At 76.0% G+C, this 13649-nt stretch carries 14 protein-coding genes; 8 read left to right on the forward strand and 6 right to left on the reverse strand.

The window, feature by feature from the left end:
• Positions 1 to 22: 22 nt before the first annotated feature.
• Positions 23 to 1351, reverse strand: a complete 1329-nt coding sequence (locus tag ACTMTB_RS22150; RefSeq protein WP_441148178.1) for a M20/M25/M40 family metallo-hydrolase — start codon at positions 1349 to 1351, stop codon at positions 23 to 25.
• Between the two features lie 190 nt (positions 1352 to 1541).
• Between ACTMTB_RS22150 and ACTMTB_RS22155 the strand changes: the two genes are divergently transcribed.
• The 3 genes from ACTMTB_RS22155 to ACTMTB_RS22165 all read left to right on the forward strand — a co-directional run bounded on the left by ACTMTB_RS22155 (position 1542) and on the right by ACTMTB_RS22165 (position 3466).
• Positions 1542 to 2159, forward strand: coding sequence for a hemerythrin domain-containing protein (locus ACTMTB_RS22155; protein ID WP_441148179.1), 618 nt, complete (start codon positions 1542 to 1544; stop codon positions 2157 to 2159).
• Between the two features lie 67 nt (positions 2160 to 2226).
• Positions 2227 to 3207 carry a LysR family transcriptional regulator gene (locus ACTMTB_RS22160; protein ID WP_441148180.1) on the forward strand — a complete coding sequence of 327 codons (981 nt, stop codon included), beginning with the start codon at positions 2227 to 2229 and terminating at the stop codon, positions 3205 to 3207.
• A 19-nt stretch (positions 3208 to 3226) separates the two neighbouring features.
• Positions 3227 to 3466, forward strand: a complete 240-nt coding sequence (locus ACTMTB_RS22165) for a hypothetical protein (protein WP_210779741.1) — start codon at positions 3227 to 3229, stop codon at positions 3464 to 3466.
• 65 nt (positions 3467 to 3531) lie between these two features.
• On the opposite strand, the gene ACTMTB_RS22170 is transcribed toward ACTMTB_RS22165, so the two are convergent.
• From ACTMTB_RS22170 to ACTMTB_RS22180, 3 genes are read right to left on the reverse strand one after another with little or no spacing between them, the layout of a single operon-like run.
• On the reverse strand, positions 3532 to 3882 hold the full coding sequence (locus ACTMTB_RS22170; RefSeq protein ID WP_441148181.1) for a DUF3140 domain-containing protein: 351 nt from the start codon (positions 3880 to 3882) through the stop codon (positions 3532 to 3534).
• On the reverse strand, positions 3882 to 4046 hold the full coding sequence (locus ACTMTB_RS22175) for a hypothetical protein (RefSeq protein WP_179804587.1): 165 nt from the start codon (positions 4044 to 4046) through the stop codon (positions 3882 to 3884). Before ACTMTB_RS22175 ends, ACTMTB_RS22170 begins: the two co-directional genes overlap by 1 nt.
• A gap of 14 nt (positions 4047 to 4060) precedes the next feature.
• Positions 4061 to 6613: an ATP-dependent Clp protease ATP-binding subunit gene (locus tag ACTMTB_RS22180; RefSeq protein WP_441148182.1), complete on the reverse strand. Its 2553-nt coding sequence runs from the start codon at positions 6611 to 6613 to the stop codon at positions 4061 to 4063.
• A gap of 122 nt (positions 6614 to 6735) precedes the next feature.
• On the opposite strand from ACTMTB_RS22180, the gene ACTMTB_RS22185 reads away from it, so the two are divergent.
• The 5 genes from ACTMTB_RS22185 (at position 6736) to ACTMTB_RS22205 (ending at position 11883) form a co-directional block, all read left to right on the forward strand.
• On the forward strand, positions 6736 to 7131 hold the full coding sequence (locus ACTMTB_RS22185) for a hypothetical protein (protein ID WP_441148183.1): 396 nt from the start codon (positions 6736 to 6738) through the stop codon (positions 7129 to 7131).
• Between the two features lie 224 nt (positions 7132 to 7355).
• Positions 7356 to 7616, forward strand: coding sequence for a hypothetical protein (locus ACTMTB_RS22190; protein WP_088962374.1), 261 nt, complete (start codon positions 7356 to 7358; stop codon positions 7614 to 7616).
• Positions 7617 to 7626: 10 nt separating this feature from the next.
• On the forward strand, positions 7627 to 8544 hold the full coding sequence (locus ACTMTB_RS22195) for a hypothetical protein (RefSeq protein WP_441148184.1): 918 nt from the start codon (positions 7627 to 7629) through the stop codon (positions 8542 to 8544).
• Positions 8537 to 11221, forward strand: a complete 2685-nt coding sequence (locus ACTMTB_RS22200; protein ID WP_441148185.1) for an FtsK/SpoIIIE domain-containing protein — start codon at positions 8537 to 8539, stop codon at positions 11219 to 11221. The genes ACTMTB_RS22195 and ACTMTB_RS22200 overlap by 8 nt, the downstream gene beginning before the upstream one ends.
• Positions 11218 to 11883 carry a hypothetical protein gene (locus ACTMTB_RS22205; RefSeq protein WP_441148186.1) on the forward strand — a complete coding sequence of 222 codons (666 nt, stop codon included), beginning with the start codon at positions 11218 to 11220 and terminating at the stop codon, positions 11881 to 11883. The genes ACTMTB_RS22200 and ACTMTB_RS22205 overlap by 4 nt, the downstream gene beginning before the upstream one ends.
• Before the next feature lie 73 nt (positions 11884 to 11956).
• Here the strand turns inward: ACTMTB_RS22205 and ACTMTB_RS22210 are convergent, their stop codons facing one another.
• Together ACTMTB_RS22210 and ACTMTB_RS22215 are read right to left on the reverse strand one after the other, a co-directional pair.
• A complete protein-coding gene (locus ACTMTB_RS22210; RefSeq protein ID WP_441148187.1) occupies positions 11957 to 13225 on the reverse strand; it encodes a cupin domain-containing protein in 1269 nt (422 codons plus the stop codon).
• Between the two features lie 7 nt (positions 13226 to 13232).
• Positions 13233 to 13523, reverse strand: coding sequence for a hypothetical protein (locus ACTMTB_RS22215; protein ID WP_441148188.1), 291 nt, complete (start codon positions 13521 to 13523; stop codon positions 13233 to 13235).
• Between the last annotated feature and the right edge of the window lie 126 nt (positions 13524 to 13649).

Genomic DNA, 13649 nt, shown 5'->3' on the forward strand with positions numbered 1-13649 from the left:
TGCGGTCCGGCGACGGACCCGGTCAGCATGTGCGCAGGAACCGGTCGAGGACCCGCACGCCGAACTGTAGTCCGTCGACCGGTACCCGCTCGTCGATGCCGTGGAACAGGGCGGAGAAGTTGAGGTCGGCCGGCAGTCGCAGCGGCGCGAACCCGAAGCAGCGGATGCCGAGCTGGGAGAACGCCTTGGCGTCGGTGCCGCCGGAGAGCATGTACGGCACCGGGCGGGCGCCCGGGTCCTCCGCGCGCAGCGCCGCCGACATCGCCTCGACCAGGTCACCGTCGAAGGTGGTCTCCAGGGCCGGCTGGCGCTGGATGTACTCGATGTCGATGTCCGGTCCGACCAGCTCGCGCAGCTGACGCTCCAGCATCTCCGACTGCCCGGGCAGGCTGCGGCAGTCGATGGTGGCGGTGGCCCGACCGGGGATGACGTTGTCCTTGTAGCCGGCGGCCAGCCGGGTCGGGTTGGCGGTACTGCGGATGGTCGCCCCGATGATGTTGGCGATCGGGCCGAGCTTGGCGATCGCCGCCTCCGGGTCGTCCGGGTCCAGCTCGACGCCGAGCACGTCGGAGACCTCTTCGAGGAAGGCCCGCACGGTCGGGGTGACGGTGACCGGGAAGCGGTGCCGCCCGACCCGGGCGACCGCCTCGGCGAGCGCGGTGACCGCGTTGTCGTCGTGGATGAACGAGCCGTGCCCGGGCCGGCCCTTGGCGTGCAGCCGCAGCCAGTCCAGCCCCTTCTCGGCCGTCTCGATCAGATAGAGCCGGGACGCGTCGTCGATGGCGTAGGAGAAGCCGCCGACCTCGCCGATCGCCTCGGTGCAGCCGTCGAAGAGCTCCCGGTGCCGCTGCACCAGGAAGTGCGCGCCGTAGTCGCTGCCCGCCTCCTCGTCGGCGGTGTAGGCCAGCACGATGTCGCGCGGCGGGCGCACGCCGGTGCGCTGCCAGTGCCGCACCACGGCCAGCACCATGGCGTCGAAGTCCTTCATGTCGATCGCGCCCCGGCCCCACAGGTAGCCGTCGCGGATCTCCCCGGAGAACGGGTGCACCGACCACTCGTCGGCGTCCGCGGGCACCACGTCCAGGTGGCCGTGCACCAGCAGGGCGTCCCGGCCCGGGTCGGTGCCGGGGATCCGGGCGACGAGGTTGGCCCGGCCGGGCGCCGACTCGTGGAGCTGCGACTCGACGCCGACCTCGGCCAGCTTCTCCGCGACGTACTCCGCGGCCAGCCGCTCCCCCGCGCTGGTGGCGTTGTCACCGGTGTTGGTGGTGTCGATGCGCAGCAGGTCGCGGCAGAGTTCCACGACCTCGTCGGTGGGGTCGGGTCGGGCGGAGGCGGGGTCGCTCGTCATCGCCTCTTTCTACCAGTCGGGCGAGCTGTCGCGGCGGCCCGGCCGGCGCTCGCGCGCGTCGGGGTCCGCGCGGCACTCCCGGGCCGTCCCCGTTTCACGATCTTGCGGTACGGGTACCGCAGTCGGCGACCCCGCACCGCCCGTCGCGCCGGCCGTCGCCAGGCTCCGGCCGCCCGTCGAGGAGGGCCTCATGACCGTCCCGCTGCCGCCCCTGCCGCCCACCGCCGACGACGCCTACCGGCCCGGCGGGCGCAGCATGGCCGACATCGCCGACACCGAGCACCGGCAACTGCTCGGCCTGGCCGACCAGGTGACCGACCAGCGGCTGAGCCCCGAGCGGCGCCGCGAGGTGGCCGAGGTGCTGACCGCGGCGATCTCGCGGCACCTCTCCGCCGAGGAGCAGTACCTGCTGCCCGCCGCGCGGGCGGCGCTGCCCGAGAGCGCCGAGCGGGTCGACCGGGAACTGGCGGCCCACGCGGCGCTGCTGGCCGCGCTCAAGTCGCTCGGCGGGCCGGACGACCCGGCGCTGGCGGACGTCGCCGCGCGGGTCCGCCGGCACGTCGAGGCGGTGTCGGCGCTGATCACCCCGCTGCGCGAGGTGGCCACCGACGCGGAGCTGATCCGGCTGGGCAACCGGTGGGAGATCGCCGAGGAGGCGGCCCCCACCCGCCCGCACCCGGGTACGCCGGCCACCCCGCCGTGGAACCGGGTGGTCGAGCCGGCGCTGGGCGTGGTGGACAAGGTGCGCGACGCGGTCACCGGGCGGCGGACGTACCTGGCCGACCTGAAGCGGGACGCGCGGGACTGATCCATCGTCCGACGCCGATCCGCCCAGGCCCTTCCGCCGGCCCGTGCCGTGGTCCTACCGTCACGTTATGAATCTGGAGCTGCGACACCTGCGGGTCGTCTGCGCGATCGCCGAGACGGGGAGCGTGACCAAGGCCGCGTCCACCCTGGGCCTGGCCCAGCCGGCCCTGACGGCGCAGCTCCAGCGCATCGAGCGCACCCTCGGCGGCCCGCTGTTCGAACGCGACCGGCGCGGCGCCCGGCCCACCGCGCTGGGCGAGCTGGTGCTGGCCCGGGCCCGGGTGCTGCTGCCGGCGATGAAGGGGCTCCAGGACGAGGCGGCCCGGCTGGCCGGGGCGGACGACAGCCTGGGCCGGTACCGCTTCGGCGGGGTGAACAGCCCGATCCTCGGCCGGCTGGTGCACCGGCTGGTGGCCGAGCAGCCGCAGGCGCAGATCACCACGTACGCCTCCTGGTCGGCCGCGGAGCTGGCCGGGCTGGTGGCCGGCGGGCGGCTCGACTTCGCGCTCACCGGGGTCTGCGGCGACGCCACGCCGTCCCCGGAGTTCGGGCTCTGCTGGCGGGAGGTGGCGGTCGACCCGGTGCTGGTGCTGCTGCCGGCCAGCCACCCGATGGCCGGCCGGGAGGAGATCGACCTGGCCGAGCTGCGCCGCGAACAGTGGGTCGCCGCGCCGGGCGAGGGCTGCTTCGGCGACTGCTTCGCCGCCGCCTGCGCCCGGGCCGGCTTCACCCCCCGCAAGGTGTACGAGACCGACGTGCGCGGCTGCGTGGACCTGGTCGACGCCGGCGAGGCGGTGGCGCTGTGCCAGGCGACCTTCCGCCCGGTCGACGGTCTGGTCACCCGCCGGCTGGCCGGCGTGCCGCTGCGCTGGCGGCTGCTGCTCGGCTGGCACCCCGAGTCCCCCGCCGCCCGGGTCGCCGAGGCGGTGCTGGAGACGGCGGTGGCGGCGTACACCGACTCGCTGGCGCCGCACCCCGACTACCTGGCCTGGCTGCTACGCCACCCGGAGTTCGGGGCCCGACCGGTCGGCGGGGTGCGAATCGCCTGACGGCGGGTACCTGGACCCCATGACCGATCGCTACCCCGACGTCGACGAGCGGGAACTGCTGCGTCAGGCCGCCGCCGCGCACTCCGCCGCCGTCCGGGACCTTGAGGCGTTCCTGCGTCGGCTGCCGGCGGTGCCCGATCCGGCCGACATCACCGAGTACGCCAACCTGGTCACCCAGGAGGAGCAGACCCGGGCCGAGCGGCAGGCCGCCGCCACCGCAGCCGGCCTGGAGCTGCCCAGCCTCGGCACCGAGCCGTAGCGCGAGGCGACACCGACGGGCGGCGGCACCCGGGAGAGCGTCCCGGGTGCCGCCGCCTGTGCGCGTCAGCGTTCGACCAGGACGTCGTGGCCCAGGTCGAGCAGGGCGTGCCGCCACTCGTCGTCGGCGTTGCCGCCGCGCGGCTTCTCCGCGGTCAGCGCCCGGATCCGGTCGATCGCCTCCCGCATCACCTCGATGTCCTCCGGGGTCAGGTCCACCTTGCGCTTGCTGAGCACCCGCAGGATCTGCCGGCCCGGCTCGGGCAGGTCCATGCTCGGATTCGGGCCGAACGACTCCTCCCCCGAGCCCCGGGTCAACAGCCACTGCCGCAACTGTTCGGAGGGGACGTTCACCTCGGCGTGGAAGTCGTCCCAGATCACCTCGACCTCGGGGTCGAGTCGCTGCTCGCGTACCATCACGCCTCCTCTTCCGGTGGCCCGGACGGCGCCGGGCTCCCGTCGTCGGTCTGCTGCTTCAGGCCCTCCGGCGGCACCTGCACCCGGGCCGGGTTCGCCGTCGGCGGCGCGAGGATCGGTTCGGTGCGGTCGGTCTCCTCGTCGCTCTCCTCGGGTTCGGTCATCTCCGTCCTCCGGGTCATCGCGGGTGGGACGTCGAGGCCGGGCTGTAGCCCCGCTCTCCCGCGGCCACGTCGAAGGTGAGCTGACCGTCGCGCGCGTCGACGGTGATCTTCTGCCCCGGCGACATCTGGTGCTCCAGCAGCATCCGGGACAGCCGGTTGTCGACCTCCCGCTGGATCACCCGGCGCAGCGGCCGGGCGCCGAACTCCGGCTGGTAGCCGTGCTCGGCGAGCCAGTCGACGCCGGCGGTGGTGAACTCGATCTGGACGTCCTGGGCGTGCAGCCGGCGGCGGGTCTCCTCCAGCAGCAGCTCGGTGATCTGCCGCAGCTGCTGGGCCTCGAGCCGGCGGAAGATGATCGTCTCGTCGATCCGGTTGAGGAACTCCGGGCGGAAGTTCTCCTGGAGGCGGCGCATCAGCCGCTCGCGCAGCTCGTCGCTCTCCTGGGTGCCGCCGGGCGCGCCGGCCTCGAAGCCCACCGCGCGGGTGGTGCCGGTGATCAGCTCCGAGCCCAGGTTGCTCGTCATGATCAGGACGGTGTTCTTGAAGTTCACCGTCCGGCCCTGGCTGTCGGTGAGCCGGCCGTCGTCGAGCACCTGGAGCAGGATGTTGAAGACGTCCGGGTGCGCCTTCTCGATCTCGTCGAGCAGCACCACCGCGTACGGGCGGCGGCGCACCGCCTCGGTGAGCTGGCCGGCCTCCTCGTACCCGACGTAGCCGGGGGGCGCCCCGACCAGCCGGGCGACGGTGTGCCGCTCCTGGAACTCGCTCATGTCGACCCGGACCATCCGGTCGGCCTCGCCGAAGAGCGCCTCCGCCAGCGCCCGGGCCAGCTCGGTCTTGCCGACGCCGGTGGGGCCGAGGAAGAGGAAGCTGCCCATCGGCCGGTTCGGGTCGGCCAACCCGGTACGCGAGCGGCGAACCGCCTCGGCCACCGCGGTGACCGCCTCGTCCTGGCCGACGACCTTCTCGTGCAGCTGCCCCTCCAGCCGCAGCAGCCGGTCCCGCTCCTCCTCGGTGAGCTGGCTGACCGGGATGCCGGTGGCGCGGGAGACCACCTCGGCGATCTCCTGCGGGCCGACCGAGGGGACGCGGCCGATGCCCTCGTCGCCCCGGGCGCGGCGGATCTGCTCCTCGACCTCGGCGAGCCGGTCGCGCAGCGCGGAGGCCCGCTCGTACTGCTCGTCGGCGACCGCCTGTTCCTTGTCCCGGCGCACCTCGTCGAGCTGCTGCTCCAGCTCGCGCACGTCGGCGTCGGGGGTGCGGGTGCGCAGCCGTACCCGCGCGCCGGCCTGGTCGATCAGGTCGATCGCCTTGTCCGGCAGGAAGCGGTCGGTGACGTAGCGGTCGGCGAGTTCGGCGGCCGCGACCAGCGCCTCGTCGGTGAAGCGGACCTGGTGGTGCGCCTCGTACCGGTCGCGCAGGCCGCGCAGGATGGTGACGGTGTCCTCGACGCTGGGCTCGGGCACCAGGACCGGCTGGAAGCGGCGGGCCAGCGCGGCGTCCTTCTCGATGCTCTTGCGGTACTCGTCCAGCGTGGTCGCACCGATCACCCGCAGCTCGCCGCGGGCCAGCGCCGGCTTGAGCATGTTGGACGCGTCCATGCCGCCCTCGCTGCCGGCGCCGCCCGCGCCGACCAGGGTGTGGATCTCGTCCAGGAAGATGATCAGCTCGTCCCGGTGCGCCCGGATCTCTTCGATGACCTTCTTCAGCCGTTCCTCGAAGTCGCCGCGGTAGCGGGTGCCGGCGACCAGGCCGGCGAGGTCGAGCTGCACCACCCGCTTGCCGAGCAGGGTCTGCGGCACGTCGCCGTCGCAGATCCGCTCGGCCAGCCCCTCCACGATCGCGGTCTTGCCGACGCCGGCCTCACCGATCAGCACCGGGTTGTTCTTGGTCCGCCGGGACAGAATCTCCACGGCCTGCTCGATCTCGTCGGCCCGCCCGATCACCGGGTCGATCTGGTCCATCCGGGCCAGCTCGGTGAGGTCCTGCCCGTACTGGTCGAGGGTCGGGGTGCCCCGGTCGGGCTTCGGCCCGCCCATCGGTCCGCGTTCCGCGCTGGCCGCCTGCAACGACTCGGGCTGGATCCGGCCGGCGGCGAGCATCCGGCCGGCGGGCGACTCCGGGTTGAGCGGCAGCGCCATCAGGATGTGCTCGGGGCCGATGTAGTTCGCCCCCATCGCCCGGGACAGCTGGTGGGCGTCGAGCAGCGCCCGCTTGGCGGCGGGGGTGAGCGACAGGTTCGTCGGCACCTCGCCCCCGGGCGCGCCGTCGCCCCGCCCGCCGAGGGCGTTGACCAGGGCGTCCGGGTCGGCGCCGGCCCGGCGTACCAGGTCGCGCAGCGGCTCGCGTTGCAGCGCCGCCCAGAGCAGGTGGTCGGTGTCCAGGTCGTTGCTGTGTTTCTGGGCGGCCCGCCGGGCCGCGTCGGCCAGCATCTCCCGGGCGTCGGCGGTCATCAGCCGGGTGATGTCGACCCGGTGGGCCGGTCGGCGTCCGCCCTCACCCCGGCCGAAGTACCGGGCCAGGAATTCGTCCCAGGGGTCGGAGCCGTAGTCACCGGGTCCCATCATCTCTGTCCTCCGCAGTCGGGGCGCGGCACGGTCGCCGAGGGCGACACCGCGGGCGCGGCACGGTCGCCGGTGGCTACCCGGCGGCCGGCGCGACAAACGCCAGGGGGTGGCAGGCTGGGGGCATGGACTCCCGCCCGCTGCTGATCGTCGACGGTGCCAACGTGGTCGGTTCCCGCCCGGACGGCTGGTGGCGGGACCGGGCCGGGGCGGCGGCCCGGTTGCGCGACGCCCTGGCGCCGCTGGCCGACCGGGGGCTGCCGCCGGAGCTGCCGCCGCCGGTGGAGGTGGTGCTGGTGGTGGAGGGCGCGGCGCGGGAGGTGCCCGGGGTGGTCGGGGTGCATACGGTGCCGGCGCCCGGTTCCGGTGACGACGCCATCGTGGCGCTGGTGCGCGACGCGCCGGACCGGCGCCGGTTGGTGGTCACCTCCGACCGGAAGCTGCGCGACCGGGTGGCGGCCCTCGGCGCGGAGCTGCACGGCCCGCGCTGGCTGCGCGAGCACACCCACCCGACCACCTGATCCGCCGGCCCGCCCCCGTGAGCAGGGAGTTCGCGCGGCGGTCGGACGGTCCCGTCGGCGGGACCGGGGGATCCCCTGGTGGGACCGGACGGTCCGGCGGCGGGCGCTTTCCCGCAGGTCACGGGGGTAACCGGACACCAGGGCGGGAACGGCGACAAGGGCGGATGTTCGCTACCCACGGGTATGCGTTGTAATGGACGTCTCCCCGCCCCCAGGAGGTCACCGTGGCGAGCGTCGCCGAGCTGAAGGCAGCCATCGAGGTCGCCCTCCAACAGATCGGTGACGGGCAGACAGCCGTGCAGGCGGCCGGTGAGAAGCTCTCCGAGGCGCAGCAGACCCTGGCCGGGGCGCTGGAGGGCAGCGGGCACGAGACGGTGGAGAGCGCGCAGGCCTCGCTGACCCAGGCCGGCCAGGAGCTGGAGGAGTGCCTCGCCGCGACCCTCGTCGCGGTCGAGCAGGCGCAGCTCTACGTCTCGACGCTCTGAGCGGGCGGCCGTGTCCATCATCGAGGACGTCGGGGCGCAGGTGCGCGCCGCCGCCGAGGAGCTGCCGCTGGCGCCGCTGGCCCAGGCGCTGGAGAAGTTCGGCCAGGCCACCGAGCGGCTGCGCTGGGTCCGGCAGGAGTCGGCCAACCCGATGGGGGTGCCGGAGCTCTCCGCGGCCACCGAGCACGCCGAAGCCGCCGGGCACGCGCTGCGGGTGGCCCAGGAGCAGCTGTCGGCGTACCTGGCCGCGATCGGGCTGGCCCCCGACGGCGCGCCGCCCGCGGCGCCGGCCCGCCGCGAGCCGAGGCACGACGCGCCCCGCGGGGACGCCGCGCCGCCGAGCGGTCCCGCACCGCAGCCACCGGCCGACCCGACGGTCAAGCGCTGGTGGTCGGTACGGGTGGCGGAGCTGACCGGAGGCCGGGAGGGCCCGCCGGAGGAGCCGGACGAGCGAATCGCCGACTCCCGGGAGCTGCTGCGCCGGGTGGTCACCGGGGTCCGCTCCGGCGACCGGGACCGGCTGCACCGGGAGCTGCGCACGGCACACGCCGACGTCGGCCTCGGGCTGGCCGCGGTGGCCCCGCCGCTGCTGCGCGACCTGGCCGGGGAACTGCTCGGGCACCCGCCGCGCGCCGACGACCTGGGCCGGCTGCGGCGCGAGCTGGACGGCCAGGTCCGCGACCTGCTCCCCGGGCTGCCGCCGCCGGTGCTGGACACCCTGCTCACCCGGGTCTGCCGGATGCCCCCGCCCCGCGCCGGCGAGCAGCCGCACGCCGCCGACCCGGCGGTCACCGCCGGGGTGGTGACCGGCGTGCTGCTGGCCCGGCTCGGTCGGGACCTGCCCCGCGACGAGCCCGACGCCCGCCGGGCGCCGGCCGCCGCCGCGCCGCTCGCCGGGCGCCGGCCCGACGGTGGGCACCGTGGCTGACCTGCGCAGCCAACTGGTCACGCGGGTACGGGGGATGCTCTCCGAGGCCCTCGGCGCGACGCGTACCCGGTTGGCCGGCGCCGAGACGGAGCTGACCGCCGCCCGCGAACGGCTGGTCCGGGTGCGGCGGGCGGCCGCGGCGGTGCCGCAGCGGGTCGGCGCGGAACGCGACCGCCGGCTGGCCGAGATCGACGACCGGCACGCGGCGCGGATCGCCGAGCTGGCCCGCCGGGCCGCCGCCGCTGCGCTGCGGGAGGCGCCGGGCGCGGCGTCCGCGTCGTGGACGGCCTGGCGGGCGGCGCCGGCCGGGCGCGGCGAGCCGGTCGGTCCGGTACGCGTCGGCACGCTGCGCATCGCCGGGGCGGAACCGGTCCCGGCGCTGGTCCCGCTGCTGGACGCCGGCCACGTGCACCTGTCCGGTGGCGACCGGGACGGCGCGGACGCGGTGGTCGGCGCGCTGCTGCTGCGCGGGGTCGGTCGGGCCGACCCGGGCGCGGTGCGGCTGTACGGCTACGACCCGGAGCACCTGGGCGGCGGGTTGGCCGGCTTCGCCCCGCTGGGCACCGCCGGGCTGCTCACCTTCGTCGGTCCGGGCGGGCTCGGCCGGCTGCTCGACGACCTGGTGGAGCAGATCCGCCGGATCAACGAGACGGTGCTGGCCGGCGAGTACGCCTCGCTGCGCGAGCTGGCCGCGGCGACCGGTCGCCGGCCGGAGCCGTGGCGGGTGGCGGTGCTGCTCGGTGGGGACGAGCTGTCCCGGCACGAACGCGGCCAGCTGGACCGGGTGGTCCGCACCGGGGCGGCCTGCGGGGTGCACCTGGTGGTTCGGGGCATCCCGCTGCCGGAGGACCCGACGGTCACCCGGGTCGTCGCCGAGCCGGGCGACGCCCGCGTCGGCGCCCCGCCCGGCCTGCCGGTACGCCTCGACCCGCCGCCGCCCGCCACGCTGGTCACCGAGACCTGCCGGGAGATCGCCTCCCGGGTCAACGCCGGCCCGCCCCCGGCGCCCTTCACCGACCTGCTGCCCCCGCCGGAGCAGATGTGGAAGGAGGACTCGGCGCACGGGCTGACCGCGCCGATCGGCGAGGGCCCGCACGGGCGACCGGTGCTGCTGACCCTGGGCGACTACCCGCCGCACGCGCTGATCGGCGGCCCCTCCGGCACCGGCAAGACCAACCTGATCTTCGCCTGGATCGGCGCGCTCGCCGCCCGCTACTCCCCCGCCGAGCTGGAGTTCTATCTGCTCGACTTCAAGGAGGGGGTGTCCTTCGCCCGGTTCGCCCAGGGCCGGCGCGACCCGAGCTGGTTGCCGCACATGCGGCTGGTCGGGATCAACGTCAACACCGACCGGGAGTTCGGCCTGGCCCTGCTGCGGTTCCTCGCCGAGGAGCTGCGCCGGCGGGCCGACGCCGCCAAGAAGCACGAGGTCACCAAGCTGGCCGAGCTGCGGGCGGTGGACCCGACCGGGCACTGGCCGCGGATCGTGGCGGTGGTCGACGAGTTCCAGGCGCTGCTGGCCGGGCGGGACGTGGTGGCCCGGGAGGCCGCCGACCTGCTGGAGGACCTGGCCCGGCGGGGCCGGTCGCAGGGCATCCACCTGGTGCTCGCCTCGCAGGACGTGCGGGGCATCGAGGCGCTCTGGGGGCGGCCCGCGCTGGTCGCGCAGTTCACCCTGCGGATCGCGCTGCCCAAGGCGCTGCGCATCCTGGCCGAGCGCAACGACGCGGCGCAGGCGCTGCCCCGGCACCACGCGGTGGTCAACGCCGAGTCCGGGATGACCGAGGGCAACCAGGTGGCCCGGATCCCGTCGGCCAGCGACTGGGAGACCTGGAGCGAACTGCAGCACCGGCTGTGGCGGATGCGGCCGCAGGACGCCGCGCCGGCGCGGCTCTTCGACGGCGACGCCGTCCCCCGGCTGGTCGACGCGCCCGACTACCGTGCGCTGACCCCGCAGGGCGACACCCCGCCGCCCCGGGGTCCGGTCGCCCTGCTCGGCGAGATCATCGACGTGCAGGCCCGCTCGGCGGCGCTGCGGCTGCCCCGCGCCCCCGGGCGCAACCTGGCGGTGCTGGGCACCCGGGTGGACGAGGCGTGCGCGGTGCTCGACGCCGCCGCCCGGTCGCTGGCCCGCCAGCACCGGCCGGGTACCGCCCGGTTCTCCATCGCCTGCCTCGACCCGGACGCCGACCCGGCCGCCCGCGCCCTCTACGAGGACCTGGCCGACGACGCGGCCTGGTACGACGAGGAGACGGTGCCGGAGCTGATGGCCGAGACGGCCGAGGCGCTGGGCCGGCCGGGCACCCCGAGCACCCCGCACTACCTGCTGCTGTTCGCCGTGGACGCGGCGGCCGGACGGCTGGCTGCGCCCGCCGGCGGGCGCAGCGGGCTGGAGCAGCTGCGCCGGATCCTGCACGACGGGCCGGAGCGGCGTACCCACGTGCTGGCCTGGTGGCGCGGGATCGCCCGGATGCGGGTGGACCTCGGCGGCCCGGCCGCCCGCACCGACCAGATCGGGGCCTGGGTCGCCCTCGACGTGCAGGGCGCGGAGCTGGGTTCCTCGCTCTACCCCGGCACCGGCGGCCCGGACTGGTACCCCCGTCCGTGGCGCGGGCTCTTCTTCGACCGGGCGGTGCACCGCACCGGACAGGTGATCATCCCTTATGGTCCGTCGCGATGAACGAACCGGTCGCCAGTGACACGTACGCCGCCCACGTCCGCCGACTGGCCGAGCTGACCGGCCGGGTCCGGGCCCAGCGGGCCGAGGCGCAGGCCTGGCACGACCAGCAGTGCGCCGCCGCCGAACGGGCGGTGGCCGAGGCGACCGCGCAACTCCGCCGGGCCGAGGCGGAGGTGACCGAGGCCCGGTCCATGGTGGAGCGGGTCGACGCCGAGGTCGGGCACCTCTGGGCGGAGCTGCGGGGCCGGCTGGGACTGGGCGGGCGGCGGCTCGGCCCGGCGCCGGGGCCGGCCCGGGACGCGGCCGGTGACCCGGTGTCGTCGCTGCGCGGGGTGCGGGAGCTGCTGGACCGCGCCGGGCAGCCGGGTGAGCTGCCCGCGTCGGTGAACCCGCTGCTGGCGCTCTGCGGGGTGGCGGGAGCGCTGGTGGCGTACGGCCTCGGGGTGGGCGCCCGCGCGCTCGGCCACCGCTACGGCGGTGACCTGGCGGTGGGGATGCCGGTGCTGGCCCTGGTCGTGACGCTGCTCGGACCGCTGGCCGGCCTGGCGCCGGCGAAGCGGCTGGCCGACCGGCGGCACGCCCTGCTGGGGCCGCGGCCGATGGCGATCGTGCTGGTCGCCGGGGTGGCGACCACGGTGGCCCTGCTGGTGTCGACCCGCTGAACCCGGCGGTCCGGCGGGACCGGGCGGCGGGCCGCCCGGTCGGCTCGGTGGACCCGCCGAGGCGCAGCGGCTGTCAGGCAGGGACCGCGACGGCCTCGCGCAGCAGCCGGCGGGCCAGCACCAGCCGGTCGGCGTCGTCGTCCAGGCCGGGCAGGTCGCCCACCCGGGTGACGGTGTCGGTGAGCAGGGTGCGCACCGCCGGCTCGCAGGTGCCGGGCAGGGTGATGGTCCGGTCGGGCAGCCGCAGCGCCACCCGGTGGTCGTCGGTGGCGGTGAGCTGCCAGCGCAACCCGGCCCGCGGGGCGATTCGACTGTCGGCGTCGAGCGCGGCGAGCGCGGCGGCCTGGGCGAGGGGCCGGATCGGGGCCGGCCGGGCGGCGGGCCAGGCGCGCTGCCGCAGCCGGGCGGCGACCGCCGCCGGGTCGACGCGCAGCAGCCAGTCCCGCAGCGCCTCCACGGTCTCGGTCAGCTCGGGCTCGACGGCGTCGGGGTCGGCGACGTCGGTGCCGAAGGGCAGCCCGGCACGCAGCCGGGGGTCCTCGGCGGCCAGGGTGAGCAGTTCCTCCACCATGGCGTACCGGGTCAGCGCACGGATGCCGACGGTCAGGTGCAGCGAGCTGGACTCCTGCGCCTGCGCGCTGTGCAGCCAGCCACGCGGCAGGTAGAGCGCGTCGCCGGGGGCGAGCACCACGTCCAGCGCGGCGGGACCGTCGGCGGTGGCGGCGACCTCGTCGGCCCGCCCGCCCCAGGGCTGCTGCTCCAGCGGGTCAGGCAGCACCGGCGGGTGGATGCGCCAGTGCTTGCGACCGTCGACCTGGAGCACGAAGACGTCGTGGGTGTCGTAGTGGGTGGCGAAGCCCTGGCTGCCGGCCGGAGTCAGGTAGGCATTGACCTGCAACGGCTGGGAGAGCGCCGCGCCGAGGTCGCGGGCGAAGTCGACCAGGGCGGGCCAGGTGCGGTGCAGTCCCTGGAGCACCAGCGTGGCGCCGGATGCGTACAGCTCCAGCACCTTCTCGTCGAGGACCTGGTCGGTGATCTCGGCGCCGGCGCCGCCGCCGCCGGTGTAGCGCGCCGCCGGCACGAGCTGGCCGTCCTTGGCCACCCGCAGGAACGGGGTACGCAGACCCCGGCGGCTGAGCAGCTCGTCGGCGTCGGCGGGGCTGAGCAGGTCGGTGAAGCCGTCGGGGTTGGGCAGCTCGTCGGCGCGGGAGAGCAGCGGGGCCCGTCCCCAGTGGGCGGCGGCGAACTTCGCCGGCTCCACGCTGACGCAGCGCGCCAGGGCCTCGGCGGCGGACGGAACCGCCGGGCGGCGGTGACCGCCCGGCGGGTCGATGATCGTCATGAGCTGGTCAGCGCGCGCCGCCGTCGGCGCCGCCGTCCTGCTGGCCCGGGGTCGCGCCGCCGTCGGCCGGACCCTCGGCACCACCGTCGGCGCCACCGTCCTGCTGGCCGGGGGTGGCGCCACCGTCGGCCGGACCCTCGGCACCCCGGTCGGCGCCCTGGTCGGCGCCGCGCTCCGCACCACGGTCCGCGCCGCCGTCGGCGCCGCCGTCCTGCTGACCCGGAGTCGCGCCACCGTCGGCCGGGCCCTCGAGGCCGCCGCCGCTGGTGGTCTGCATGTCGTCGTCGTTGAGTGCCATGGGTGCTCCCTCGGGTGTGCCGCCCCGCCACAGGCGGGGTCCGTCGTGCAGCGGGTGGTACCCCACGCGCGATCTTCTCTAACCACACCGTAGACGGCGGGACCCGGCGAGCGGGACACTTCGCCC

The organism is Micromonospora sp. L32 (genome assembly GCF_052068055.1).
In the GTDB taxonomy this organism is placed as follows: Bacteria; Actinomycetota; Actinomycetes; order Mycobacteriales; family Micromonosporaceae; genus Micromonospora; species Micromonospora purpureochromogenes.

Coding starts and splice junctions, on each gene's coding strand:
- ACTMTB_RS22210 (WP_441148187.1), bottom strand. CDS start 13,225: ATGACGATCATCGACCCGCCGGGCGGTCACCGCCGCCCGGCGGTTCCG.
- ACTMTB_RS22180 (WP_441148182.1), bottom strand. CDS start 6,613: ATGATGGGACCCGGTGACTACGGCTCCGACCCCTGGGACGAATTCCTG.
- ACTMTB_RS22170 (WP_441148181.1), bottom strand. CDS start 3,882: ATGGTACGCGAGCAGCGACTCGACCCCGAGGTCGAGGTGATCTGGGAC.
- ACTMTB_RS22160 (WP_441148180.1), top strand. CDS start 2,227: ATGAATCTGGAGCTGCGACACCTGCGGGTCGTCTGCGCGATCGCCGAG.
- ACTMTB_RS22205 (WP_441148186.1), top strand. CDS start 11,218: ATGAACGAACCGGTCGCCAGTGACACGTACGCCGCCCACGTCCGCCGA.
- ACTMTB_RS22165 (WP_210779741.1), top strand. CDS start 3,227: ATGACCGATCGCTACCCCGACGTCGACGAGCGGGAACTGCTGCGTCAG.
- ACTMTB_RS22185 (WP_441148183.1), top strand. CDS start 6,736: ATGGACTCCCGCCCGCTGCTGATCGTCGACGGTGCCAACGTGGTCGGT.
- ACTMTB_RS22155 (WP_441148179.1), top strand. CDS start 1,542: ATGACCGTCCCGCTGCCGCCCCTGCCGCCCACCGCCGACGACGCCTAC.
- ACTMTB_RS22215 (WP_441148188.1), bottom strand. CDS start 13,523: ATGGCACTCAACGACGACGACATGCAGACCACCAGCGGCGGCGGCCTC.
- ACTMTB_RS22175 (WP_179804587.1), bottom strand. CDS start 4,046: ATGACCGAACCCGAGGAGAGCGACGAGGAGACCGACCGCACCGAACCG.
- ACTMTB_RS22150 (WP_441148178.1), bottom strand. CDS start 1,351: ATGACGAGCGACCCCGCCTCCGCCCGACCCGACCCCACCGACGAGGTC.